This is a genomic window from Arthrobacter sp. NPDC058130 (assembly GCF_042884475.1).
Taxonomy (GTDB): domain Bacteria; phylum Actinomycetota; class Actinomycetes; order Actinomycetales; family Micrococcaceae; genus Arthrobacter.
Genome location: NZ_JBHVTV010000001.1, coordinates 243,782 through 266,840, shown reverse-complemented (window position 1 = coordinate 266,840; position 23,059 = coordinate 243,782). Strand labels below are relative to the sequence as shown.

Annotated in this window: 19 protein-coding genes and 1 pseudogene; 16 read left to right on the top strand and 4 right to left on the bottom strand. The window is 64.3% G+C overall.

What is annotated here, in order from left to right; translation table 11 throughout:
- The first annotated feature begins 350 nt into the window (after positions 1 to 350).
- From ACFVTM_RS01225 to ACFVTM_RS01200, 6 genes and pseudogenes are all read left to right on the top strand, one after another.
- Entirely contained in the window at positions 351 to 1,406 is a 1,056-nt protein-coding gene (locus ACFVTM_RS01225) for a LacI family DNA-binding transcriptional regulator (protein ID WP_390201504.1), read from the top strand.
- Positions 1,407 to 1,576: 170 nt separating this feature from the next.
- Positions 1,577 to 2,539 (top strand): ABC transporter substrate-binding protein, encoded by a 963-nt coding sequence (locus ACFVTM_RS01220; protein WP_390201503.1) that lies wholly within the window; start codon positions 1,577 to 1,579, stop codon positions 2,537 to 2,539.
- A 75-nt stretch (positions 2,540 to 2,614) separates the two neighbouring features.
- Complete coding sequence (locus tag ACFVTM_RS01215) at positions 2,615 to 4,147, top strand: sugar ABC transporter ATP-binding protein (RefSeq protein ID WP_390201502.1); 1,533 nt, start codon at positions 2,615 to 2,617, stop codon at positions 4,145 to 4,147.
- Positions 4,140 to 5,186 carry a ribose ABC transporter permease gene (locus ACFVTM_RS01210; RefSeq protein ID WP_390201501.1) on the top strand — a complete coding sequence of 349 codons (1,047 nt, stop codon included), beginning with the start codon at positions 4,140 to 4,142 and terminating at the stop codon, positions 5,184 to 5,186. Before ACFVTM_RS01215 ends, ACFVTM_RS01210 begins: the two co-directional genes overlap by 8 nt.
- Before the next feature lie 92 nt (positions 5,187 to 5,278).
- Positions 5,279 to 6,628 (top strand): hypothetical protein, encoded by a 1,350-nt coding sequence (locus ACFVTM_RS01205; protein WP_390201499.1) that lies wholly within the window; start codon positions 5,279 to 5,281, stop codon positions 6,626 to 6,628.
- 231 nt (positions 6,629 to 6,859) lie between these two features.
- A pseudogene (locus ACFVTM_RS01200) lies at positions 6,860 to 7,408 on the top strand (PfkB family carbohydrate kinase); the annotation flags it as partial.
- 166 nt (positions 7,409 to 7,574) lie between these two features.
- Here ACFVTM_RS01200 and ACFVTM_RS01195 read toward each other — a convergent pair.
- On the bottom strand, positions 7,575 to 8,669 hold the full coding sequence (locus ACFVTM_RS01195; protein WP_390201498.1) for an ROK family protein: 1,095 nt from the start codon (positions 8,667 to 8,669) through the stop codon (positions 7,575 to 7,577).
- 269 nt (positions 8,670 to 8,938) lie between these two features.
- Between ACFVTM_RS01195 and ACFVTM_RS01190 the strand changes: the two genes are divergently transcribed.
- From ACFVTM_RS01190 to nagA, 10 genes are all read left to right on the top strand, one after another.
- Positions 8,939 to 10,510: a GMC family oxidoreductase gene (locus ACFVTM_RS01190; protein ID WP_390201497.1), complete on the top strand. Its 1,572-nt coding sequence runs from the start codon at positions 8,939 to 8,941 to the stop codon at positions 10,508 to 10,510.
- Positions 10,507 to 11,382, top strand: a complete 876-nt coding sequence (locus tag ACFVTM_RS01185; protein WP_390201495.1) for a sugar phosphate isomerase/epimerase family protein — start codon at positions 10,507 to 10,509, stop codon at positions 11,380 to 11,382. Before ACFVTM_RS01190 ends, ACFVTM_RS01185 begins: the two co-directional genes overlap by 4 nt.
- Positions 11,379 to 12,374 (top strand): Gfo/Idh/MocA family protein, encoded by a 996-nt coding sequence (locus ACFVTM_RS01180; protein WP_390201494.1) that lies wholly within the window; start codon positions 11,379 to 11,381, stop codon positions 12,372 to 12,374. Before ACFVTM_RS01185 ends, ACFVTM_RS01180 begins: the two co-directional genes overlap by 4 nt.
- Before the next feature lie 3 nt (positions 12,375 to 12,377).
- On the top strand, positions 12,378 to 13,439 hold the full coding sequence (locus ACFVTM_RS01175) for a Gfo/Idh/MocA family protein (RefSeq protein ID WP_390201493.1): 1,062 nt from the start codon (positions 12,378 to 12,380) through the stop codon (positions 13,437 to 13,439).
- Positions 13,440 to 13,471: 32 nt separating this feature from the next.
- Entirely contained in the window at positions 13,472 to 14,254 is a 783-nt protein-coding gene (locus ACFVTM_RS01170) for an ATP-binding cassette domain-containing protein (protein ID WP_390201492.1), read from the top strand.
- Between the two features lie 33 nt (positions 14,255 to 14,287).
- On the top strand, positions 14,288 to 15,358 hold the full coding sequence (locus ACFVTM_RS01165; RefSeq protein ID WP_390201491.1) for an ABC transporter permease: 1,071 nt from the start codon (positions 14,288 to 14,290) through the stop codon (positions 15,356 to 15,358).
- Between the two features lie 79 nt (positions 15,359 to 15,437).
- Positions 15,438 to 16,430 (top strand): substrate-binding domain-containing protein, encoded by a 993-nt coding sequence (locus ACFVTM_RS01160; protein ID WP_390201490.1) that lies wholly within the window; start codon positions 15,438 to 15,440, stop codon positions 16,428 to 16,430.
- Positions 16,414 to 17,379: an ROK family protein gene (locus tag ACFVTM_RS01155; RefSeq protein ID WP_390201489.1), complete on the top strand. Its 966-nt coding sequence runs from the start codon at positions 16,414 to 16,416 to the stop codon at positions 17,377 to 17,379. Before ACFVTM_RS01160 ends, ACFVTM_RS01155 begins: the two co-directional genes overlap by 17 nt.
- Before the next feature lie 49 nt (positions 17,380 to 17,428).
- The gene (gene nagB, locus ACFVTM_RS01150) at positions 17,429 to 18,214 is read left to right on the top strand and encodes a glucosamine-6-phosphate deaminase (protein WP_390201488.1); all 786 of its coding nucleotides are present in this window, start codon (positions 17,429 to 17,431) and stop codon (positions 18,212 to 18,214) included.
- 48 nt (positions 18,215 to 18,262) lie between these two features.
- Positions 18,263 to 19,423 (top strand): N-acetylglucosamine-6-phosphate deacetylase, encoded by a 1,161-nt coding sequence (gene nagA / locus ACFVTM_RS01145; RefSeq protein WP_390202085.1) that lies wholly within the window; start codon positions 18,263 to 18,265, stop codon positions 19,421 to 19,423.
- Positions 19,424 to 19,472: 49 nt separating this feature from the next.
- Here nagA and ACFVTM_RS01140 read toward each other — a convergent pair whose 3' ends face one another.
- From ACFVTM_RS01140 to ACFVTM_RS01130, 3 genes are read right to left on the bottom strand one after another with little or no spacing between them, the layout of a single operon-like run.
- Positions 19,473 to 20,978 carry an aldehyde dehydrogenase family protein gene (locus ACFVTM_RS01140; RefSeq protein ID WP_390201487.1) on the bottom strand — a complete coding sequence of 502 codons (1,506 nt, stop codon included), beginning with the start codon at positions 20,976 to 20,978 and terminating at the stop codon, positions 19,473 to 19,475.
- Entirely contained in the window at positions 20,975 to 21,715 is a 741-nt protein-coding gene (locus ACFVTM_RS01135) for an HD domain-containing protein (RefSeq protein ID WP_390201486.1), read from the bottom strand. The genes ACFVTM_RS01140 and ACFVTM_RS01135 overlap by 4 nt, the downstream gene beginning before the upstream one ends.
- Positions 21,716 to 21,744: 29 nt before the next feature.
- Positions 21,745 to 23,058: an NAD(P)/FAD-dependent oxidoreductase gene (locus ACFVTM_RS01130; RefSeq protein WP_390201485.1), complete on the bottom strand. Its 1,314-nt coding sequence runs from the start codon at positions 23,056 to 23,058 to the stop codon at positions 21,745 to 21,747.
- Position 23,059: the final 1 nt, after the last annotated feature.

The window sequence follows — 23,059 nt, the reverse complement described above, 5'->3', positions numbered from 1 at the left end:
CATCAAATAAGCAGCAAGGATGCATCATGTAGGAGCAGAACATCGCCACGGCATTGCTGTGTGAGCGCAGCACCTGGACGACCTTCTATCAAGGGATCGGAAGAGGACAGGCCAGCGCAAGCCCCCGCCGAACCACAGGCATAAAAAAGACACGGGGCCGGGTCTGAGTCACGTCCAGCAGGACTGGCAGCCATCCTGCCAGCCAGGCACCAGCCCGGCCACCCATTAGAGAATCAACGCGCCCCCTTGACGTGTTAGCACCATCACAGTACCGTTGACCCTAATCCTTTAGGTAACGCGACCAGAAAGTTGCGAAACCTAGTCCTAAACGATTAGGAAGAACCGCCGAAATGTCCAAAAAGCCAACGCTGCGGGATCTGAGCGAAGTAACAGGGCTGTCCTCATACACGGTTTCCCGGGCACTGAGCAACGGTGCTGATGTCTCCGATGCGAGCAGGAAGCTCGTATTGAAGGCCGCCAGGGAGCTTGGTTACGTCCCGAACCGTGCCGCGCAGGAACTACGCAAGAAAACACGGAGCACGATCGCTGTTATCACGGCGAGTACCTCGAATTACTACTACCTCGATCTGATGAAGGGCATCCAGCGGGTCCTGCGTAGTTCCAACCGCAATGCGGTCGTGGCCGACATCGCCGCGGAGGGCATATACACCGCCGAGGTGGAAGACGCCACGGTTCAGAATCTGATCCAGTCGCGGACCGCGGGCATCATCACAACGCTGACGCTGAGTACTGAAAACATCAAACTCCTCGAAAGCTGGGACATCCCGGTGGTGTTCGTCGACTCGGCCCCCCCGGAGGATGCGACGCGTGTTCCGAGCATCCTCACGGACAACTATGCGGCGAGCATGAAGGCTGGAGCCCATCTGGCTCAGCACGGGCACACGGACTGGCTATTCCTGGCCTACCCTGGCCGCTGGTCCACCCGTGCGGAGCGGGAGCGGGGCCTGAAGGAAGCTGCCATCCAGCACGGGGCTCGACTTCGAGTGCTGGAGACCGAAAACGACTCCAATTCAGCGCACCGCACGCTGTCTGCTTACCTTGACGCACCCGAGCAGACCCTGCCGAGGGCGATCATTGCAGGAAATAACCCACTGCTCCACGGTGTCCTCACCGTGCTCCAGGAGCGCGGAATAGATGTCCCCGGTCAGGTGGCACTCATTGCGTTTGATGAGTTCGCCTGGGCTCCTTTGCTGGATCCGCCGCTGACCGTGGTGGACGAGGACAGTGAATCAATCGGGGTTCTCGCGGCGCAGACGTTGACCCGGATCCTGGACAGCCAGATCGACGCAGAACGGAGGGGTGTGCCTCCTGTGCCCGACTATCGTCCCGAGGACCGCCGGGAGGTGAGCGCCGACCTGATTGTGCGGCGGTCCTGCGGCTGCTGACCCCAGCTCCGCCAGAGCGGAGGAAGCAAGAACAGGTTCCGGATCCGCCAACAACCGGACCGACCCGAAAGTCCCGGCCCCAATGGGAGCCACCACAACACCATCCATCTATTTCACCGACCTGACCGGCCACGACGGCCAACAGGTTCCGGTTCAAAGGAGATCCGACAATGAATCAACTCGCAAAGAAGTCAGCAATCTTCGCCGCCAGCGCCGCACTTGCCGCGCTCAGCCTATCGGCCTGCAGCTCGGGCGACGCGCAGCCCGCTGCCAGTAAGCCGCAGAAGATCGAGAAGATCGGTCTCATGGTCCAGGACATGTCAAACCCGTTCTTCTCGGCCATGGACAAAGGGGTCAAGGAAGCCGCGGCGAAGATCGGCGCCACCTCCAACACCCAGGACGCACAGCTTGACCTGGCGAACCAGAATTCGCAGATCGATACGTTCATCCAGCAGGGCGTGAACCTGATCGTCATCAGCGCCGTGGATGAAAACGGCATCCAGCCGGCGATCGAACGGGCGAAGCAGGCCGGGATCATAGTCATTGCCGTGGACACGCCGGCCAAGAGCGCCGATGCAGTGGTGATGACCGACGCTGTCCAGGCCGGCGAGAAGTCCTGCCAGTACCTGTTCGAGCAGATGGGTGGAAAAGGCAACGTCCTCCTGGTGGACGGCACCCCGCTTCAGACGATCCGGGACCGGATCACCGGATGCAAGAACATCGTGAAGAAATTCCCCGACATCAAAGTTGTCGGTCAGCAGGCCTCAAAGAACGACCGTGCCTCCGGCCTGGCCGTAACCACCGACATGCTTACCGCCACCCCGGACGTCCAGGGAGTTTTCGGCATGAATGATCCTTCGGCCCTCGGCGCCGTGCTGGCAGTCCAACAGGCCCACAAGGCCGGCACCGTAAAAGTCACCGGCGTGGACGGAAGCCCGGAGTCCGTGGCCGAACTCAAACAAGCCGGATCCCCCTTTATCGGAACTGCGACGCAGAATCCCGCCGAGATGGTCCGCAAGGCCGTCGAGATCGCGCAGAACATCGTCGACAACAAGCCCCCGACGGACACCACGGTCCTGATCCCGAGTGAGCTCGTGACCCGGGACAGCGTCAGCCAATACAAAGGCTGGTAACCGCTCCACCACCCCTGTGCGGGGTCGCTCAACTCCTGCAGCGGCCCCACACAGCCGGACCGAAAATAGGCCACCATGACCACAACATCCGTACCCCAGCCGCTGCTGCAGCTGGAAGGCATCACCAAGCGGTTCGCCGCCACGCTCGCACTGAACAACGTCCAATTCGACCTGCATGCCGGCGAGGTCCATGCCCTGATGGGCGAGAACGGCGCCGGAAAATCCACCCTGATGAAGATCCTGGCCGGGAACGTCGCCCGCGATGCCGGCCGCATCCTGATGGACGGCACCGAAATCGACATCCGCTCCCCGCACGAAGCCGTTTCCCACGGCATCGCCATCATCCACCAGGAGCTGAACACCGTTCCGGCGATGACAGTAGCCGAAAACCTGGCACTCGGACGTGAACCGGCCACCCGATTCGGAGCCCTGGACCGACGCGCCATGATCGCCCAGGCGCGGGAAAAGCTCGCCCGGGTCGGTGCACGGATCGACCCGCGCAGAGAGCTCGGCGAGCTCAGCATCGGCATGCAACAGATGGTCGAAATCGCCCGGGCCGTCAGCGAAAACGCCAGAATCCTCGTCCTCGATGAACCAACGGCAGCTCTCTCACGCACGGAAACCCTCCACCTTTTCGCGATCATCAATGAACTGCGCGCCTCCGGAGTCGGCCTCGTCTACATCTCGCACCGCATGGAAGAGGTCTGGGAACTTGCCGACCGGGTCACCGTCTTCCGCGACGGGACATACGTCGGTACACGGGAGAAGAACGAGATCAGCCCGCCCGATGTCGTACGGATGATGGTCGGACGAGACCTCCAGGACCTGTATCACCACGACCGGCACAGCCCGGGGGACGTAATGCTGGACGTTAAGGAGCTCACCGACGGAGCCGGCATCGGGCCGGTCAGCTTCCACGTACGCTCAGGTGAAGTGGTCGCTCTTTCCGGGCTGATCGGGGCTGGTCGGACCGAAACGGCACGGATGATCTTCGGCGCGGACCGGCCCCGCGGCGGAACGGTCACCGTCCAAGGCAAGCTGGCATCGGCGTCGAGCCCTGGCCAGGCAATTGCCCGGGGAATCGCCATGGTCCCCGAGGACCGCAAAGGCCAGGCATTGTTCGTGTCCCATACTGTCGAGGACAACATCGCGGTGAGCTCCTTGGGCAGCCACGTCAACGCCGGGGTGCTCAGGCGTGCCAGAATCCGGGCGGCGGTGAAAAAGCAGATGGAACGCCTCCATTTGCGACAGAACGCGCTGCGGCTGCCGGTCAGCGCACTTTCGGGCGGAAACCAACAAAAAGCGGTCCTGGCCCGCTGGTTGATGCGCGAATCCAACGTGCTCATACTCGACGAGCCCACCAGGGGTGTGGACATCGGGGCGAAGAGCGAAATCTACGAAGTCATCAATGACCTGGCCAGAGCCGGCAAGGCAATCCTGGTCATCTCATCTGACCTGCCTGAAGCGATCGGCATCAGCGACCGCCTCCTCGTGATGCGTTCCGGCCGGATCGTCCACGAACTTGATTCCCGCACCGCAAGCGAAGAGGACGTTATGTCCCACGCAACCGGTACCGCAGCACAGACAAACGGAGAATTCCATGACTAACAAGGCTCTCAACCCACAGGACGCGGCCGTCCGGCCAGCAGCGGCACCGCCGCCCAGCCGTGGCTTCGACTTCGCGTACTGGTGGGACCGCGTCGGCATCCTCGTCGTCCTGGTCGCACTCGTGGCCATGATGGTCGTCATCGCGCCAAATTTCGCGAGCGTCAACAACCTGCTCAACATCGCCCGGTCCATCTCGATCAACGCGATCCTGGCTGCCGGAATGACATTCGTAATCCTCGCCGCCGGCATCGACCTCTCCGTCGGCTCCATCCTGGCCGTGGCCGGGGTCGCATCGGTCATGACCGGCCTCGCGGGACTGCCTGCACCCGTCGCAATCCTCGTCGGCATCCTCACCGGGGCGGCCGCCGGACTGATCAACGGCATGCTCATCGCGTACGTGTCGCTGGCCGCCTTCATCGTCACCCTCGGCACCATGACATTCCTGCGCGGCGCGGCATTCACCATGACCGACGGGCAGCCCATCGTCTCCAACACGCTTAGTTTCCGGGATGTCGGCAACGGGTACATGGCCGGCATACCGGTCCCCGTGGTGATCATGGTCATCGTCTACGTCGTGGCGTGGTACGTCCTGGAACGCACCCGGTACGGCCGGCACGTATACGCCGTCGGCGGCAACGCAGAGGCCGCCAGGCTCGCCGGCATCAACGTCAAGCGAGTCCTCACGTCCGTATACGTCATCTCCGGGGCCTGCGCCGGACTGGCAGGCGTCATCTTCTCCGCCCGAGTGGTCTCGGCCCAGCCCACAGCCGGCACCGGCTACGAACTGGATGCCATCGCGGCGGTCGTCCTGGGTGGCACCAGTCTCGTCGGCGGGCGGGGCCGGATCTACGGCACCCTCATTGGTTCCGTCATTCTCGGCGTCCTGAGCACGGGGCTGATCCTGATGAACGTCCAGTTCTTCACCCAACTGCTGATCAAAGGCCTCGTCATCATCCTGGCAGTGATCATCGACAGCCTGAAGCAACGCACGCTCCGCCTGCCGTGGTCCCGGGCCGTCGCTGCCCAGACGCCCGCGTAAACATACTGCCGAAGCCTGCCCGACCCGACCACCCCGGCCAAGAACCCGGAAGAGCCGGACAGGCAGCACGCCCCCAATCGAGAGGAAATCCCGTGGCATTGCCCACCATTGTCCTGAAGGACACGCTTCCCGGACGCCGGATTAACGAGCCGGTAACCTTCACCGTCGACGCCGAACTAACGGGAAACCTCTGGACGGCGACTACCAACGCCGGGGAGACCCTGATTTGCCAGCGGCTACACGCGCAGCCCGTGGCGGGTAAGACCAGCTTCATCACCGTCGTGTCTTTCGAGGGAAGCCTCGAACTCGCCTTGGACGCGCCGGCAACAGGACGCGTCGAAGGAATCACCGAACGGGAACCCGTCGAACCTGACGCCTTTGTACGGCTCGACACCGGATACTTCGACCTCGAAATGTGCTCGGGCACAGCCGAGGGCACCGGATCCTCGAAGTGGGGACTGCGCCACTTCGCCACCCTGAAAGAAGGCATCGACCTTCTCCCCTCAGGCAACAACGCCATCGGGGGCTTTTACGGCCCCTTCTTCACCCCGGAAAACGGCCTCATCAACCCGCCCGAGCACACCACCGTCAAAATCGAAACGCTCGAATACGGCCCCGTTCTGCATCATTACCGGATGAACGGGACAATCCCGGACGGCTTGCTCGACGAACTCAAAGGCAAGACGTTTTCCATTGACTGGAAATTCACCTACGGCACGCCCCACTTCACGCGCAGCTACCGGATCGATGACTTCCAGACCGTCATCAACGGCCGCTCAATAACGAACAAGATCACTGTCGGCGATGAATTTGAGGCCGGCCAGGGCGACGTGGTCTTCGACCGCTTCGAAGCATACGGCGGCACCCGCTACCGGTCCGGGGATCCGTATGCGGCTGAACTTGCCACAATGGTGGACGAAACCATCGCTGCCTCCACGGCAGACACCGCGAAGTTCGAAGAATTCCGCCGCCAGCTCAGTGGCAATATTGAAGCAGCTCACTGGGATCTCTACTGGCGGCTGTTCTGCAGCTGGGAAGGCGCCCTCGACAACAACGAGATCAGCCAACGGCTGGCCCGGGTGCGGGCCAGCTCACACGTACTTGCGGATCTGCCGGACCGCCAATGGACCATCGCGCGTGAACCCGTCGATGTCTCCAGCGTGGCGCACGAAACCATCTTCCCCGGACCGGCCTCTAAAACGGCAGAATTCCATTCGACACTCGGCAGGGCCATGATCTGGTGGACCTCCCAACCAGCGGGAGCCTTCCAAATCGTGCAACGGCGCCAATCCGGCTGGGTCAACTGGGGAACCAACGGTGAGAACGAGTGCCCCGAACTCCCCGTCGGCGTGCAGATCAAAACTGCCTATGGCGCGTTCGCCGACACCTGGCAGCACATGGCAGACCAACTCGAGACCCCACCCACAGTCCAATCGGCGTGAGTACCAGCGATATCGATGCCTTGCCGCCTGCAACGGTCTCGAAGGTAGCCCAGTCTGAGCCGTTGCATGGCGTACCGGCTGTAAGCACGCTGCTCATTTCAGGCAGCATTGCCCCTCCTTGTTCGACGGGCACACCGCCAGACCTGGCCCGCCGCGGAACCCCTCGTCTCCTCCCAGCCTCCCGTCCAAGTGCCTTAAGAAGGTCCGCAGGCGGCTCCAGAAAGGCCCTCCATGCTTAGAACCCATCCCAGCGACTCATTCGAGGCGAACCCGGACGTCATCGTCGTCGGCGAATCCTTAGTCGACATCGTTACTTCCGCCCAAGGTACCGTTGAGCACCCGGGCGGATCACCGGCCAACGTCGCCTACGAACTCGGAGGCCTCGGCGTCAACACCGCCCTTCTGACGGCGATCGGCAACGACGAACGCGGCCGGGCAATAGAGGCACACCTCGAAAACGCCGGCGTCATGCTCGTTCCCGGCTCCAAGTCCCAGGGCCGCACGGCCACCGCCACCCTCGCCGCCGACGGCTCCGCCCGCTATGACTTCGACATCCACTGGGGACTGCCGCCCGTAGCCCCGGCCTGCTTTCCCAAGGTGCTCCACACGGGCTCGATCGCGACCTTCCTTGCCCCGGGCGCAGCCGCCGTCAAAGCATTACTGGAACAGGCCCACCGCGAATGCATGGTCACCTACGACCCGAACATCCGGCCCGCGCTGCTGGGCAGCCATGCTGAGGCCAGATCTATCTTTGAAGAGATCGTGCCACTTACCGACGTCAGAAGGGTCCCTTACGGGGCCGGGCTCAAACGTACGACCGGACCCCAGCCGGCGGACTGGGGTCCACGTCCTCCTCCATTACGGAGGGTCGCGATTCATCCGTCAGGGGTTCCGAATCCGGCTCTACCCGCGGCCATATATTGCGGGCTTTGGCCGGGGGCGTTACTCAACTGCAGGCTCCGAGCAGACCTTCCGGATCGCGGAGAAGAGGCTCGAATGCCAGTTCGGATGCGCCCAGCAGGCGGTGATTCTTCATCGTCGAGCGGGCGAGGGTGACCGGTGAGATCTGGGCGATAACCGAAAGTTTGAGAGTCTCGGACAGCCGTTCGGGATACAGCCCCGCGAGGTCCGACAGCAGCCCCGACAGGATGACACGGTCCGGCGCGAGAGTGTTCACCAGGCTGATCAGTCCCACTTCAAGGTGGTCCACCACGCCATCCAGGCGTGCCCTCGCGGCGGAGGACGGGTTCTGAAGGGAGCGGTGGAGCTCCGCTGTCGGATGCGCCTCCGGGAGATCGAGCGCCCGGGCCAGAGCCCTGCCGTCCACAAAAAGCTCCAGGCATCCCCTCGCTCCGCAGGCACAACGGGGGCCCGTCGGGTCGACGATCAGGTGACCCGCTTGGAGGGAATGATCGGAACGGCCCGCGTGCTCGTCGGCGACGATGAGTGCGGAGCCGACGCCGATTCGCTGCCCGGTCAGGAACAGCAGCCGCTGCGCCCCCCGTCCCGCACCCGTGTGAAGTTCAGCGAGAGCCCCCAGCGTCGCGTCGTGGGCGATCACCTGCGGAATGTCCAGCGGGAGCGAGCGTGCCATGATGGCCCCCATCGGCACATCGCGCCACCCGATGGGAAGGAACGCCTGCGCCACTCCGCTGTGCTGGTTGTAGAGACCGGGCACCGAAATCCCGATGCCGACACATGGTTCGGAAATGTCCCCTGCCAGGCGGCTGATGGCATCGGACATTCGTCCCAGCGTTTCCTCAGGGTCGAGGGCGCCGGTGTCGAATGATTCCGATCTCCGCTGGAGGATGCGTCGGCCCAGGTCGACCACAGCCAGATCGACGCCTTCGCGCCCGAGAACGACCGAAATCACCACGGCGCCGGAATCGCAGAGCACGAGCTTAGGCGACGGGCGGCCCGGAGTGCCGGGGGCGAAGGGGGTGTGTGTCCTGAGCAGGCCGAGTCGTTCCAGGTCCTCGACAGCCTTACCGGCAGCGCTCCGGGCAAGGCCTGCGACCTCGGTGGCGTGGGAACGCGTCATGGGTCCGCTCGCGTACAGGGCCCCCAACAAGCGTCCGGCAGCCGTTGATCTCAGAATGGGTATTGCCAATCTGCACCTCGTCCCGTAGTTTGTTCTCACAAGAACAAACTACCACTTGAAAGGCCTCATCGGCAGGGGCAGGCACCAGATGGCGCTCAGCTCCGAACGACGACAGCAGGCCGGAAAACCGCTTCCTCAGAAGCTACAGCACGGGCGGGTCCGGTGCATTCGCCGGGCCGCGGGCCGGTAACACGATTAAGGAAACATGGATGTCTGAACGCTTCGACTACGTCATCGTCGGCGGAGGTACCGCAGGTTGTGTGGCCGCCGCCCGGCTGTCCGGGAATCCCCGGGTATCCGTCCTCGTGCTGGAGGCCGGACCCGACTACGGCACACTGGAGGAAACACCGGCTGGAGTCCTCGACGCCAAGTATGTCCCGATGCGGGGCCACTCTCCCGCTATCGATGCCACCCACGACTGGGGCCTCACCATCGAGATGAACGGCGCGTCCATTGTGGTGCCGCAGGCCAGGCTCATCGGCGGCGGCTCCGCGATCAACGGCGCCATTTCGCTCCGCGGCGCCACCGCCGACTACCGTGAATGGGCCGAGGCTGGAAACCCCGACTGGGACTGGTCGAATGTGCTTGTTGCTTTCCGCGCTCTTGAGAACGACGAGGCCGCCGGTGCCGATATCCACGGCACCGATGGGCCCTTCCCGCTCACGCGCGCAACCGAGGACGAGCTGGCGCCGCTGCAGAAAGCGTTCGTCCATGCCGCCCGCAGCGTCGGAGCCCAGGATGCCCTCGACTTCAATGCGCCGGACGCCGAGGGCGTCGGCTTCGTTCCCCAGGCCCGTGAGGGCGCCGTGCGCGTGTCCACCGCCATTGCCTACCTCAACCCGGTACGCGGCCGTTCAAACCTCACGGTCCGCGGCAACACGCACGTCGCACGCGTGCGATTCGACGGCAGCCGCGCGGTCGGCGTTGAACTGGTCGACGGAACCTTCATCGAGGCGGGAGAGGTAGTCCTAGCAGCCGGCGCCATCGTCACGCCGGCACTTCTGCAGCGCTCCGGTATCGGACCGGCAGACCTGCTGGACTCGCTCAACATTGACGTGATCTCCGCCCTGCCGGTCGGCGATAATCTCGCCGATCACTGCTGTGTTCCCCTGCTGGCCCAGCCCCGCCAGGGTGCCTGGAAACTGGAGGACTACAGCCTGCAGACGGCCTGGCGATTCTCCACCGAGGTCCAGCCAGGTACCCTCGACGCGCAGTTGACGATGTTCAGCTACCTGGATGCCCGGACCAACGACGAGGGAGGCCGCGGCATGGCCGGAAGCGGCGGAGCCGACATCGCCAACGTTGCCGGCGTCGGCTGCGTCATTAACAAACCGCGTTCGACCGGCTGGGTCCGCATCCGCTCGACCGACCCCTCCGAACTGCCCTACGTCGAACCCAACTACATGGCCGAACCGATCGACCTAGCCGTCATGCGGGAAACCATCCGCCTCGGCTGGAAGGTCATCACGAGCGAACCCCTTGCCGGCATGCTCGAAACCCCCCTTGGCATCGATGCGGAGACCATTGCCGACGACGACGCGCTTGACGCCGCGATCATGCGGATGGTGGCCTCGGGCTACCACTTCACGGGCAGCGTCAAGATGGCGGAGCCCGCCCAGGGCGGTGTCGTTAACCAGGCCGGACTCGTGTACGGCTGCAACGGACTGCGCGTGATAGACGCTTCGGTGATGCCGACCATTCCTGCGGCCAATCCCATGCTCCCCGTCATCATGGTGGCGGAACGTCTCGCGGCGGCCGCGAATAGCGACGTCGACAGATGACAGCGAGCAGCGTGTTCGCGCTCGATACCTGGTTCTACAACTCACTCGGCTCCTACTCGTTGGAGGCTAGGTGCGAGATGCTTTCCGAGTTGGGCTACGACGGCGTCAACATCACGCTGTGGAGTGAACAATCGTGGGCGGACGTACCCGCCATCGCTGGCGTCCGTGACCGCTACGGCATTGACGTTACCGGCGTCTACACGTCGATCGAGACTGAGCAGGACTCGGCCGGCATTCGACGGATTCACGAACTGCTGGAGTCCGTCCCGGCAGGAACGATTGTCGATCTCGCCATCTTGGGGAGCACGGAAGCTGCCACGAATTCGGACCGGGCCGGTGACGCCCGGATCGCCGACGTGCTCGCCGGCATGGTCCCCGTCGCGGAGGAGCGCGGCGTCACCCTCTCGCTCTATCACCACATCAACACCTGGATGGAACGCCTCGACGACGCCCTGAGGCTGTGCAATACGGTGGATCACCCCAGCCTCCGGCTCACATTCTCTACCCACCACTGGTACGTGACCGACGGCAGGAATCCGCGTAAGTCCCTCACGGACACCGCCCCGAGACTGTCGTCGGCCAATTTCTGCGGCAGCCGGCGCGTGCCAAACGACACCGGCACCAACGCCACGATCGAACTCATCGACCAGGGCGAACTGGACAACTTCCACATGCTCGGATTGCTCAAGAGCACCGGCTTCGACGGTCCGGTCGGCATTCAAGGCTTCTCCATGGGCGGCGACGTCTATGCAAAACTCCGCCACTCGATCACGGCCTTCCGTGACATCGAAGCGCGGTTGGATGCGCACCCCGCCTGGTTCGATTTCCGGCCCGACCCCATCCCGTCCGCACGTGAGGAGAAAACAGTATGAGCACCCGCAGGGTCGGCATCATCGGCGCCGGCTTCATGGCTGGCGTGCACGCCGCCGCGTGGACGGCCGTCGGACACACACCGGCGGCGATACTCGGCCGTACCGCAGATTCCGCGGCCCGACTCGCCGCCGAATTCGGTGCGGCGCCTTTCACGGACCTGGACGCATTCATGCACGCCGTCGACATTGTCGACATCTGCACGCCGACGCACCTGCATGCGGAGTTCGCTCTCGCCGCTGCGGCCGCCCGCAAACCGACGCTGTGCGAAAAGCCACTCTCGCTGAGCGTCGGGGAGGGCCGCAGGGTTGTTGACGCATTCGAAAGCGCCGGCATCCCGCTGCAGGTGGGGCACATTCTGCGCTTCACAGCGGAGTATGTCGTGGCGCGCAACCAGGTAGCGGCAGGGGCCATAGGTCATCCCGCCGTCGTCAGGCTGTCCCGCTTGTCGTTCGCGCCGCGGCGCGAGGGCGGCAGCTGGTTCGAGGACGAGAACAAGTCCGGCGGTATTCCGTTTGACCTGATGATCCACGACCTCGATTACGCCCGCTGGGTCGCCGGCGACGTCGCCAGCGTCTACGCCAAATCGGCATTCAACTCCCTGGGTCACGTCGTCGCCGTTCTCAAGCACACGAGCGGAACCATCAGCCATATCGAAAGCTCCTGGTCGCTGCCGGCACCCGAATTCAAAACCAGGTTCGAGATCGCCGGCGCAGCCGGCATCCTCAGCTTCGCCTCTGAGGACACCACGACGTTGAAGGTCCGCCTGCATGAGGAGCCGAGCGTGGGTAACACCGGGCTAGGCGACACCGAGCTGGCCGCGAACCCGTTCGAAGCGGAAATGCGCAGCTTCCTCAACGTGCTCGACGGCACGGCAGAGCCGGTACTCACCAGCGCTGACGCAGTGGCCGCCGTGCAGCTTGCGGCAGCCGTCATCACGTCGGCCAGGACCGGCAAGCCGGTCGATCTCACCCCGATCAGAGAGGTGCGGTAAGGAATGGAACGCATCGCAATCCTGGGCGTCGCCCACCTTCACGTCGATGCATACATCGCGAACCTGCGCGCATCATCCGCAGAAGTCATCGGCGTCTACGACTGGGACGCCGAGCGCGGCTCCGCCTGGGCCGCTGCGCACGCCGTCCCGCACTACGCCGACCCGCAGGTGCTGCTGGCCGAAGGCATCGACGGAGTCATAATCTGTTCCGAGACCGTCCATCACCGAGAACTGGTCGAACTGGCCGCTTCCGCTGGGGCTGCCGTGTTGTGTGAGAAGCCGCTCGGAGTGGGCTTCGAAGACTCCAAGGCGATTGTCCAGGCGTGCTCTGAAGCCGGCGTCAGACTCATGACAGCTTTCCCTATCCGCTTCGACCGCTCCGTCACCCGCATCCGGGACGTGATCCGGCGCGGTGACATGGGCGCTGTTCATGCCTTCACCGGCACGAACCAAAGCGTCATGCCTATGCGGGAGCGCTCCTGGTTCGCAGACGGGCGCCTTGCGGGCGGAGGCGCCATGATGGATCACATCGTCCACCTCGCCGACGTCTACAGCTGGATCCTCGGTGCGCCGCCGCACGAGGTCTACGCCGTGAACAATCGCATCGTCCACAATCACGCGGTCACTGTCGAAACCTCGGGCCTGGCCGTCCTGAACTATCCAAACGGCGTGTTCGCCACGATCGACTGCAGCTGGAACCGGCCGCTCAACTATCCGAGCTGGGGCGGCATGGCATTTTCCGTCGTCGCCGACGCCGGAACTCTCGAAACCGATGTCTTCCGCCAGCAGCTCACGCAGTTTGGCGGCACCCGGGACCTGAGTTGGGTGCCGTTCGGGCTTGATACCAACCAGCTGATGATTGACGAGTTCCTCGCCAGCATCCGCGAAGATCGTGAACCGCTCGTCACAGGCCTGGACGGACTCGCTGCCACCGGCGTCGCCCTCGCGGCCCTGGAGTCCGCCGCCACCGGCCGTCCGGTCGCGCTCACCGCAGACCGGATCCTGGCTCCCGCACGGCCCGGCCAGACCGCCGCCCCACTCAGCTCCGAACTCCTCAACATTTAGTTCCGCGCACCACAGCCTGAAAGGACCACCACATGAGTACTCCGGTACTTCTCGCAAAGGACATCACCAAGTCCTACGGACATGTCGTCGCACTGAGAGGTGCAAGCCTCGAATTGCACGCGGGCGAAGTCGTAGCCCTGCTCGGCGACAACGGCGCGGGCAAGTCAACCTTCATCAAGGCGCTCTCCGGCGCGATCAAACCCGACGGAGGGAAGATCGAGGTGTTGGGCCAGCCGGTCGACCTCGAGTCCGGCTACAGGGCACAGGACTACGGGATCGACACGGTCTACCAGGACCTGGCCCTCGCACCGGATCTGTCCCTCGCGGAGAACATTTACCTCGGCCGTGAAAGCGTGCGTCCCGGTCTCCTCGGAAAACTCGGCGTCCTCGACCGCAGGACCATGGTGCAGGATGCAGGGGCTGCCTTCTCCCAGCTCTCTGTCAAGCTGCCATCCCCGCGTTCCTCCGTAGCTGGTCTGTCCGGCGGCCAGCGCCAGGCCGTGGCCATTGCCCGAAGTGTCATGTGGGCCAAGCACGCCATCTTCATGGACGAACCGACAGCGGCGCTCGGGGCCCGCCAGACCGAGATCGTCTGCGACACCATCCGTGACTACTCGAAGCGGGGACTCGGCATCCTGATCATCTCCCACGACCTTCCTCGAATGCTGACACTCGCGGACCGCTTCCTCATCATGCGGCACGGCCGTGTGGCGGCAAACCTCACCCGCGAAGAAGCGACAATGCCGCGCATCCTCGCTGCCATGCTCGGCGAAGAGGCCCCAGCCGACCGCTCGTCCCAGCCGGCTCAGGCGTAGCCCGCTGCCCCGACCCTCCCAGGAGAAATATCCATGAATTCAGTGCTTAAGACCGCGCCTTCCCCAGCCCAATCGAACGAACTGGTCGACGGACCGCAGGTCCGCGAGCTCGGCCGGCTCGGGACGCTGCTCGGTTCAACGACCTTCTGGGTCGCCGTCGTCAACGTGCTCGTGATCGCAGTCTTTGCGGTCACCTCACCGAACTTTCTGCAGGTCAGCAATGTCCAAAACATCCTCTTCAGCGGTGCGCAAATCCTGCTCCTGACCGTTGGCATGACTCTCCTGCTCGCCGCGGGTGAGTTTGACATCTCCATCGGTGCCAACGTCATCGTGTCATCTGTCGTCAGCGCGAAGGTCATGGTCGCACTTGCCGGAACGCCGGAACAGGTGCTTGCCGGCGTGTACCCGAACGCCGGCAACGCCATCGCCATCGGCGTCGTTGCCGCCATCCTCACCGGAGCGGTCTTTGGCGCCGTGAACGGCATCCTTGTCACCAAATTCAAGATCAGTTCCTTCATCACCACGCTCGGCATGCTAGGCATGGGGACCGGCATCGCCCGGGTCATCTCGAACGGAACCAACGTCGCGAATATCCCTCCGGCCATCCAGGAGGACTTCGGAATCAAGACCTATCTGGGCATTCCCGCGTCAGCCATCCTCGTTGCCGCGATCGCCGCCGTGCTCTGGTTCGCGCTGTCCAAGACACGTTTTGGCCTTCGGACCCTCGCGATCGGATCCTCGCGTGAAGCTGCGCTCCGCGTCGGCATCAAGGCGGACCGTTACGTTCTGGGACTCTTCATCCTTGTCGGCGCACTCGCCGGCCTCGCCGGAGTCATTGACATCAGCCGTTTCGCCACAACGAACCTCGGCGGCCACGAGGGAACCGCGCTTGCCGCGATCGCGGGGGCCGTCATCGGTGGCGCGAGCCTATGGGGCGGCCGGGCCTCTATCCCCGGCGCCGTTCTCGGGGCTTTGCTCGCCGTCCTCCTTCAGAACGGTCTAGTCATCGTCGGGCTGCCCGTTTTCTATCAGCAGGTCGCCGTCGGCGCGGTACTGATCATCGCCGTATACATCGATCAGCGCAGTACGCGCCGGACGACATAGCGACGCAGCGGAAAACTGCACCCCTTTACCGTTTGAACACCCCACCCCCCGCAGTAACACCCCCAAGAGAGGAATCCCAATGCTTACACGCACGGCCAAAATCAGCGGCAGCATGCTCCTGGCAGCATCCATGCTCGTCCTCGCCGGCTGCTCGGGCAGCGGAACCGCCGCAACAGGCAACGGCGGCACCAACGTGAAAATCACCGGCGTTATGCCGCTGCAGGACAACCCGTACTTCAAGTCCATGTGTCGGGGGGCAACGCTCGCTGCAAAAGAAGAAGGCGTCGAGCTCAAATGGACGGGAACGTCCACGGCGGACACGGCTGACCTTCTGAATGCCCTCAACGCGGTTGCTGTGGCTCAGCCCGATGGCATCCTCATTGATCCGTTCGACCCCGTCGCCTTCGTGCGGCCTGTGGGCGCGCTCATGGAGAAGGGCACCAAGGTCATCGCCGTCGACAATGCGCTGGCGGAGCATGTCGATGTCACCAACATCCGCACCGACGGGTTTGCTGCGGCCGCCGACGCCGGTAAGCGCGTCGGCGAAATGCTCGAAGGCAAAGGCACGGTCGCGATCCTTGGCATGACGCCGACCGGCTCGAGCGCCGTCGCCCGCACCAACGGGTTCATCGAAGGTCTGAAAGCGTACCCCGGCATAAAGATCCTCCCGACCCAGTACGAAGAAGCCGATACCGCCAAGGCCGCTGACGTCGTGTCCGGTCTCATTCAGGCCAACCCGGGGCTGTCCGCGGTGTACTCCGTCGCGGATGCCGGCGGCAGCGGTGCGGCGTCGGCGATCAAGACGGCGGGTAAGGTCGGCAAAATTCTCAACATCACCTTCGACGCCGGCCCCGAGCTCGTTGCCGGACTGCGTTCGGGCACTTTCGACGCCCTCATCGCGCAGGACCCCTACAACATGGGTTACGAAGCCGTGAAGACCCTGGCGGCGATCGAGCGTGGCAAAGGTAAATCGGAGTACCCGCAGCACACCGAGGTCGGCTACCAGTGGCTGACGCGCGACAACATCGACGACAAGGCAGTCAGCACTTACCTGTATGCAGCCAGCTGCTAGCACGCGGCTCCGGCTGCTTCATGCCGGGATCGATATCGGCGGGACCAAGACGGACGCCGTACTGATCGACGGTAACGGTACCATCGTCGATCGGGAGCGCCTGGCCAGTGGATTTGGACGAGAGGCCGTGCTCACGACAGCCGTGGGCGCGGCCACCCGGCTTGCGGAACGCAACGGCATCCGGGTCGACCAGCTGGCATCAGTTGGTGTCGGAATCCCCGGTTTGGTCGACGCCGACGGCCTGGTCGGCCACGCCGTCAATCTGGGCATCAAAGAGCTCGACGTCCGGGCCGAACTGTCCGGGCGACTCGGCACCGGCGTCCGGGTCGAGAATGATGTCAACGCCGCCGCCATCGGCGCCCACCGGCTTCTGGGCCGGGAGGCCGGGAGCACGACCGATGCGTTGGCCTACCTCAACCTTGGGACAGGGCTGGCCAGCGGCATCGTGTTAAACGGACGGCTATGGCGGGGCTCGAGCGGAGTCGCCGGAGAAATCGGCCATATTCCATCGGATCCGAACGGTCCCCTCTGTCGGTGCGGACAACGCGGCTGCCTTGAGGCCGTCGCCTCCGGGTACGGGCTGTCCCAGCGATGGCCGTCCGCTGACCCGGCGCCAGCAGTTGCCCTGTTTTGCGCCGCAGACGCCGGCGAATCCGCTGCGATGGCCGCCCGCGACGGGTTCCTAACAGGCGCGGCATCAGCTGTTCGCCTGCTTGTCGCGGCGTTCGACGTCGACACGGTGGTCCTGGGCGGCGGCCTCAGCTCACTCGGTGAGCGACTGCTCTCCGGGATGGGGCGGACGTTCGCCGACTGGAGCGCTTCCTCCGCGTTCATCGCCTCGCTCAATCTGGCTGACCGTGTCCAGCTGGTACCTGATGGCACTCCTGTTGCGGCTCTGGGCGCCGCATATATCGGACAGGGAGATCCCGGCCGCCCCGGGGCGCAGTGATGCTTACGTGCATCATGCGGTGTGCATTTCAATTGAATGGAGAGGGCCTATGGCTGAAGTAATCATTGCCGAAGACCAGGACGAGGCAGGTCAGCTTGTCGCAGCGCATCTTGCTGCTCTCATCCGCCGCACCCCCGAGACGGTTCTGGGGGTAGCGACTGGCTCAACACCGCTGTCCACCTACCGCGCCTTGGCGGACGAGGTGGTTCGTCAGCCTCTGGGCATGGACCGTGTCCAAGCTTTCGCCCTCGACGAATATGTCGGCTTGTCCCCGAATCATCCGGAGAGCTACCGGTCAGTTGTGACCCGGGAAGTGACTGTGCCGCTGGGCCTTAACCCTGACCGTGTCCATGTGCCGGACGGGGGAATGGAGGACATTGAGACAGCCGGCGCGCGGTATGAGGCGGCTATCAATGAAGCAGGCGGAATCGACGTCCAGATCCTCGGCATCGGAACCGACGGGCACATCGGCTTCAACGAACCCGGTTCCTCTTTCGGTTCCCTGACCCGGGTCAAGACCCTCACGGAGCAGACCCGGCGGGACAACGCCCGGTTCTTTGGTTCCCACGAAGACGTGCCGATCCACTGCATCACCCAGGGACTGGGTACCATCCTGCGTGCCAAACACCTGGTCTTGCTCGCCTTCGGAAGCGGGAAGGCAACCGCCGTTGCTGCGGCCGTGGAGGGACCGCTAGGCGCGAACAGGCCAGCCACAGCGATCCAGCTGCATCCGCACGTCACTGTCGTCGTCGACGAAGCAGCCGCGGAACAACTTCGTGACGCGGACTACTATCGCCACGTTCAGGCGAACAAGCCCGACTGGCAAGGCCTCTAACCCTCCAGCCGGAGGAGGCCGGTGCTTGCAGTAAAGATTGGAGATGAAATGAAGTCCGGAAGGTGCGTGATCCATTCGGTGTCCGTCGTCAGTGGCGGCACGGTACTGGATGATGGTTGGGTCGAGTTCGACGACGGCCGAATCATTGCCACAGGATCAGGTGGCTCCTGGCGCGTTCTCGCCGGGCTGGAAGCAGCAGAAGTGGTTGACGGCGGGGAAGGGTGGCTTACCCCGGGGTTGATCGATATTCATTCTCACGGTGGAGGAGGCGCGTCCTTTGAGGACGGTCCTGATTCTGTTGCCGCGGCCTTGGCAATGCACCGTTACCACGGGACTACCCGCTCTGTTTTGTCCCTTGTCACGGCGGACCTGGAACAGTTGAAGCGGCGCCTGGGAGCCGTTGCCGATCTGACGGCTGAGGATGAGACGATCCTAGGCAGTCATTTAGAGGGCCCGTTTCTCAATCCGCGGCATAAGGGCGCACACGACCCCTCGCTACTGCGCAACGCCGATTGCGCGGCCGTGGAGGCACTTCTGGAAGCGGGCCGGGGCACTATCTGCCAAATCACGCTGGCACCGGAACTGCCGGGGGGAATCCGCGCGGTGTCTTCGTTTGTAGAGGAGGGAATCGCCGTCGCTGTCGGACATACCGATGCGGACTATGCCACGGCCCGCGAAGCATTCGATGCCGGTGCTAGCATTCTGACGCATGCCTTCAACGCAATGAACGGATTACACCACCGGGAACCTGGTCCGGTTGGGGCTGCAATGGGTACGCCGCATGTGACGTTGGAAGTAGTTAACGACGGGGTCCATGTACACTCCGACGTGGTGCGAATTGCCTTTGATGCCGCTCCGGGTCGGATTGCCTTAGTCACTGATGCGATGGCCGCTGCCGGTGCTGGGGATGGCGACTACCGGCTTGGGTCGTTGGCGGTAACGGTGAGCGGAGGAGTTGCGCGCCTCACCAATGGTGGTGCCATCGCGGGTTCAACCCTCACTCTGGACGCCTCTCTTCGCCGCGCTGTCCAGCAGCTCGGGATCGCTCTGCCCGCGGCCGTCCAGGCGTTGACTGAGACTCCGGCCCGGGCTGTCGGCCGGTCTCGTGATCTGGGACGGTTGGATCCCGGGTTCGCCGCGGATGCGGTCCTCCTGGACGCCGGTCTTGGCGTTAAGAAAGTATGGGCGGCTGGCCACCGCGTTCGATAGAAGACCCCCGAGCGGACCAATGGCGCGGGGCCGTCAGGGTTGACCCTATCTATGCACGGCGGTGGATGGACTTGTAGCTCAGGTAGGCATTGAGCCCCTCAATTCCGTATTCCGTCCCGAGTCCGGAGTCGTGCCTGCCGCCGAACGGTGCGGCGTGGTTGGAGGCGAAAAAGTTCAGGCCCACAGAGCCGGTGTCCATGCGATCCGCAACGCTCAGTGAAGCGTCCGGGTCAGAGCCGAACACGATCCCGCCTAAACCGAACTCGGTGTTGTTAGCCAAGGCCACTGCCTCGTCGACGTCGTTGTATTTAAGAATGCAGATCACCGGCCCGAAGATCTCCTCGCGGGAGATCCGCATGTCCGGGGTAACGTCGGCGAACACCGTCGGTTCCACGAAGTAGCCGTGTTCCAGGCCACCGGATAGTGTCGCGGCGCGGCCGCCGGTGGTGGCTCGGGCTCCTTCGGCCAACCCCGAGTTCACGTACTCCAGCACGGTCCGGTACTGGGACGCCGTGGCGCAGGGGCCGAAAACGGTGTCCGGATCGAGCGGATCACCCTGCTTCCCGGCGGCGATGGTGGCCGTGACCATGTCAACCACCTCGTCATAGCGGCTTGCCGGGGCGAGGATGCGGGTGGAAATGTAGCAGGTCTGGCCGGTGTTGCGCATGGAGGACTTGATGAGGACCTCGGACATGGCATCCAGGTCAGCGTCGGGCAGCACAATGGCGCTGGACTTTCCGCCCAGCTCCAGCGTGACCGGCCGCAACAGCTCACCGCAGGCCGCGGCAATTTTCCGGCCCACCGGCGTCGAACCCGTGAACGCCACCTTAGCCACGTCGTGGTGCTTCACCAACACATCCCCGAGCCTGCCGGATCCGGTGACAAGATTGACCACCCCGGCCGGCACACCGGCCGCGGCGATCGCATCGATGATCACGCGGATGGACAGCGGGGTGGGCGATGCCGGTTTGATCACCACGGTGCAGCCGGCGAGTAGTGCCGGTGCCAGCTTAATGATCACCAGGTTGATGGGGAAGTTCCACGGCGCGATCAGCGCGCAGACTCCGAGGGGTTCCCGCCGGACCACGGACTCACCACCTCCGCGGGGAAACGGTCGGACGTCCTCCCGTTCGAGGTAGTCGGCGAGGGTGGCGAAGTAACGGAAGATGCCTGCCGCGTTGGCCGCCGCGCCGGCGGATTCGGCCACGGGAGAGCCGTTCTCGCGGGAGTTGGTGAGGGACAGCGCCTCGGCCCGCTTCTCCACCTCGTCGGCGATCCTGAGCAGGTACGCGGCGCGTTCGGACGGTGACAGGCGGGACCACTCCCCCTGAAACGCCCGCTGGGCGGAGCCGACGGCGGCGTCGACGTCTTCGGGAGTTCCGTCCGGTACCGAGCCCCAGACTTCGCCGGTGGCGGGGTCGGTCACCGGGTTCCGGCCGGTGCCCCGCGAAGGCTGCCAGGCGCCGTCGACGAAGATTGTGTCCACATGTGTGTGCGGCAGGGACAGCTCCGTGCGGGCCAGCAGGGCAGGAGCATCATGGGTGGCGGAGGTCATCGGATTACTCCCGTCTTGAGCAGGGCGTTGGAACGGTTGAGGTCAGCCGTCGCCATGTCTACTGCGGCCTGGGTGATGAGTTCGGGCACGATTTCGGTAGCCAGCCTGTCGGTGTAGGTGGCCGGGTCCATGGCGAACCACGAGGACGCGAGCGAGATGCCGGCGCGGTCGAAACGCCACAGCCGGTCGGCGTCGCGCATCAGAGCGTCCTCCAGGGACCGGGCCACCTGCCGGGTATCGTGACCGTCGATGATTTCACAGACACGTTCCACGAACTCCGCGGAGTAACCCAGGCCAGGGAGTACCCGGCGCGCGACGTTGCAGCCCTGTTGTTCGTGCTCGTAGCGGATGGTGGCCTTGCGCCAGTCACCGGTGAACCCCTCGGAGATGATGCGGGACTCATCGACGTGCGCCCAGCCTGTGTCGTGCAGCAGGGTGGCCACGCGTACCAGTTCGGCGTCGGCGTCCGGGTATGCCCGGCACAGCCGTTCGGCGTATGCCAGGGAGATTGGCAGGTGGATGTCGTTGCCGCGCGTCCGGGTTTCCTGGACAACGGCCTTCCACAGAGCGTCGAGCTCCTCAAGGGCAGCGGGGGTGTTGCAGATGGGGGTGGTGTCCACCGGGCCGGCGGCGGGAACGGGGCGGACGCTGAATTCCGCGGCGAAGGCGTTGGCCGGAAAGTCCGCCGGTTCCGCGGCGGGGCCCGCTGGGGCGACCGGAGTCTTGGGGGTGCTCATGATGCTCCTTCGGGTGGGCCGCCTTGCGGCTAGCTGTCCGTGATGATGGTTTTGAGTTGTGTGGCGGGGTCCGCCGCGGCGTCGGCCGGGATGTTCTGGCCCTTAGCCAGGGCGTTCTTCACGGCCATGAAGTCCAGCGGCGCGTTGACGCAGTCGGCGGCGATGATCCGGCCCTGGCGGTAGTAGAGGACGCTGAACTTTCCGCGTTCCTCGTCGCGCCGGAGCACAGTGTGGTCGTAGCCGCTGCAGAGGCCCGCGATTTGCAGCTTGAGGTCGGCTTGGTTGGACCAAAACCATGGGATGCCGGCGTATTCCTCGCGCCGGCCGGTGAGCGAGTAGGCGGCCACCTTGGCGTGCTCGATGGCGTTGTTGACACTTTCCAGCCGGATCCGCTCGCCCGGCTCCGAGCCTGGGACGGGGTTGGGCATGTTGGCCACGTCGCCCACGGCAACAGTGGTTCCATCCGAAGCGAGTGCGAACCGGTCAACCACCACGCCGTTGTCCACGGCCAGGCCCAGCTGTTCGGCCAGCTGGGTATTGGGGATGACGCCGATGCCGATCAGCACAATCTGGGCGGGCAGCACTGTGCCGTCCTGGAGCTCGACGGCGGCGACGCGGTTCCCGCTTTCGTTTGCCTGGAAGCGCGCAGCACTCGTGTTGAGCCTGATATCCAAACCACGGGAGCGGTGCGCTTGCAGGAAGTAGTCGGCAGTCTCTTCCCCCACGGCCCTGCCCACCAGCCGCGGCCCGAATTCCAGGACGGTGACATTCTTGCCCATTTTCTGCAGGCTTGACGCGGCTTCAAGGCCGATGAAGCCGCCGCCGATGACCACCACGTCCGTGGCGTCGCCTACCCGGGCCTTGAGCGCCAGGGCGTCGTCGGCGTTGCGCAGGTACAGCACGCCGTCGAGCTCGCCGCCGTCAATGTCCAGCTTCCGGGCGCGGGCACCAACGGTGAGGGCCAGCCGTTTGAAGGGGAACTCCCGGCCGGAGGACGCATGCGCCACCCCTGAGCCGTCCGCCTCCTTGTCGATCCGAATGATGTACTCGCCCTTGACCAGGTCCACGTTGTGCTCGGCCCAGTACTCGTTGGAGCGGAAGATCAGGGATTCGCTTTCCACGGTGCCCTGAAGGAACTCCTTGGACAGCGCCGGCCGCTGGTACGGCCGGTGGTCCTCGTCCCCGAGGAGCGTGATGTGTTCGTCGAAGCCCAGCGCCCTGAGGGACACCGCAAGCTGGACGCCCGACTGGCTCGCGCCGATGATGAGGAGTCCCGTTCGGTTGGGAGCGGTTCCGGCGCCGGTGGCAGAACGGGCTGTATGCTCCACTGCGTGGGTGCCCACG

Bases quoted from the DNA above. Each gene is read 5' to 3' on its own strand.
- ACFVTM_RS01220 (WP_390201503.1), top strand. From the start codon at position 1,577: ATGAATCAACTCGCAAAGAAGTCAGCAATCTTCGCCGCCAGCGCCGCA.
- ACFVTM_RS01175 (WP_390201493.1), top strand. From the start codon at position 12,378: ATGGAACGCATCGCAATCCTGGGCGTCGCCCACCTTCACGTCGATGCA.
- ACFVTM_RS01225 (WP_390201504.1), top strand. From the start codon at position 351: ATGTCCAAAAAGCCAACGCTGCGGGATCTGAGCGAAGTAACAGGGCTG.
- nagB (WP_390201488.1), top strand. From the start codon at position 17,429: ATGGCTGAAGTAATCATTGCCGAAGACCAGGACGAGGCAGGTCAGCTT.
- nagA (WP_390202085.1), top strand. From the start codon at position 18,263: ATGAAGTCCGGAAGGTGCGTGATCCATTCGGTGTCCGTCGTCAGTGGC.
- ACFVTM_RS01195 (WP_390201498.1), bottom strand. From the start codon at position 8,669: ATGACGCGTTCCCACGCCACCGAGGTCGCAGGCCTTGCCCGGAGCGCT.
- ACFVTM_RS01180 (WP_390201494.1), top strand. From the start codon at position 11,379: ATGAGCACCCGCAGGGTCGGCATCATCGGCGCCGGCTTCATGGCTGGC.
- ACFVTM_RS01165 (WP_390201491.1), top strand. From the start codon at position 14,288: ATGAATTCAGTGCTTAAGACCGCGCCTTCCCCAGCCCAATCGAACGAA.
- ACFVTM_RS01160 (WP_390201490.1), top strand. From the start codon at position 15,438: ATGCTTACACGCACGGCCAAAATCAGCGGCAGCATGCTCCTGGCAGCA.
- ACFVTM_RS01140 (WP_390201487.1), bottom strand. From the start codon at position 20,978: ATGACCTCCGCCACCCATGATGCTCCTGCCCTGCTGGCCCGCACGGAG.
- ACFVTM_RS01170 (WP_390201492.1), top strand. From the start codon at position 13,472: ATGAGTACTCCGGTACTTCTCGCAAAGGACATCACCAAGTCCTACGGA.
- ACFVTM_RS01210 (WP_390201501.1), top strand. From the start codon at position 4,140: ATGACTAACAAGGCTCTCAACCCACAGGACGCGGCCGTCCGGCCAGCA.
- ACFVTM_RS01155 (WP_390201489.1), top strand. From the start codon at position 16,414: ATGCAGCCAGCTGCTAGCACGCGGCTCCGGCTGCTTCATGCCGGGATC.
- ACFVTM_RS01185 (WP_390201495.1), top strand. From the start codon at position 10,507: ATGACAGCGAGCAGCGTGTTCGCGCTCGATACCTGGTTCTACAACTCA.
- ACFVTM_RS01215 (WP_390201502.1), top strand. From the start codon at position 2,615: ATGACCACAACATCCGTACCCCAGCCGCTGCTGCAGCTGGAAGGCATC.
- ACFVTM_RS01190 (WP_390201497.1), top strand. From the start codon at position 8,939: ATGTCTGAACGCTTCGACTACGTCATCGTCGGCGGAGGTACCGCAGGT.
- ACFVTM_RS01135 (WP_390201486.1), bottom strand. From the start codon at position 21,715: ATGAGCACCCCCAAGACTCCGGTCGCCCCAGCGGGCCCCGCCGCGGAA.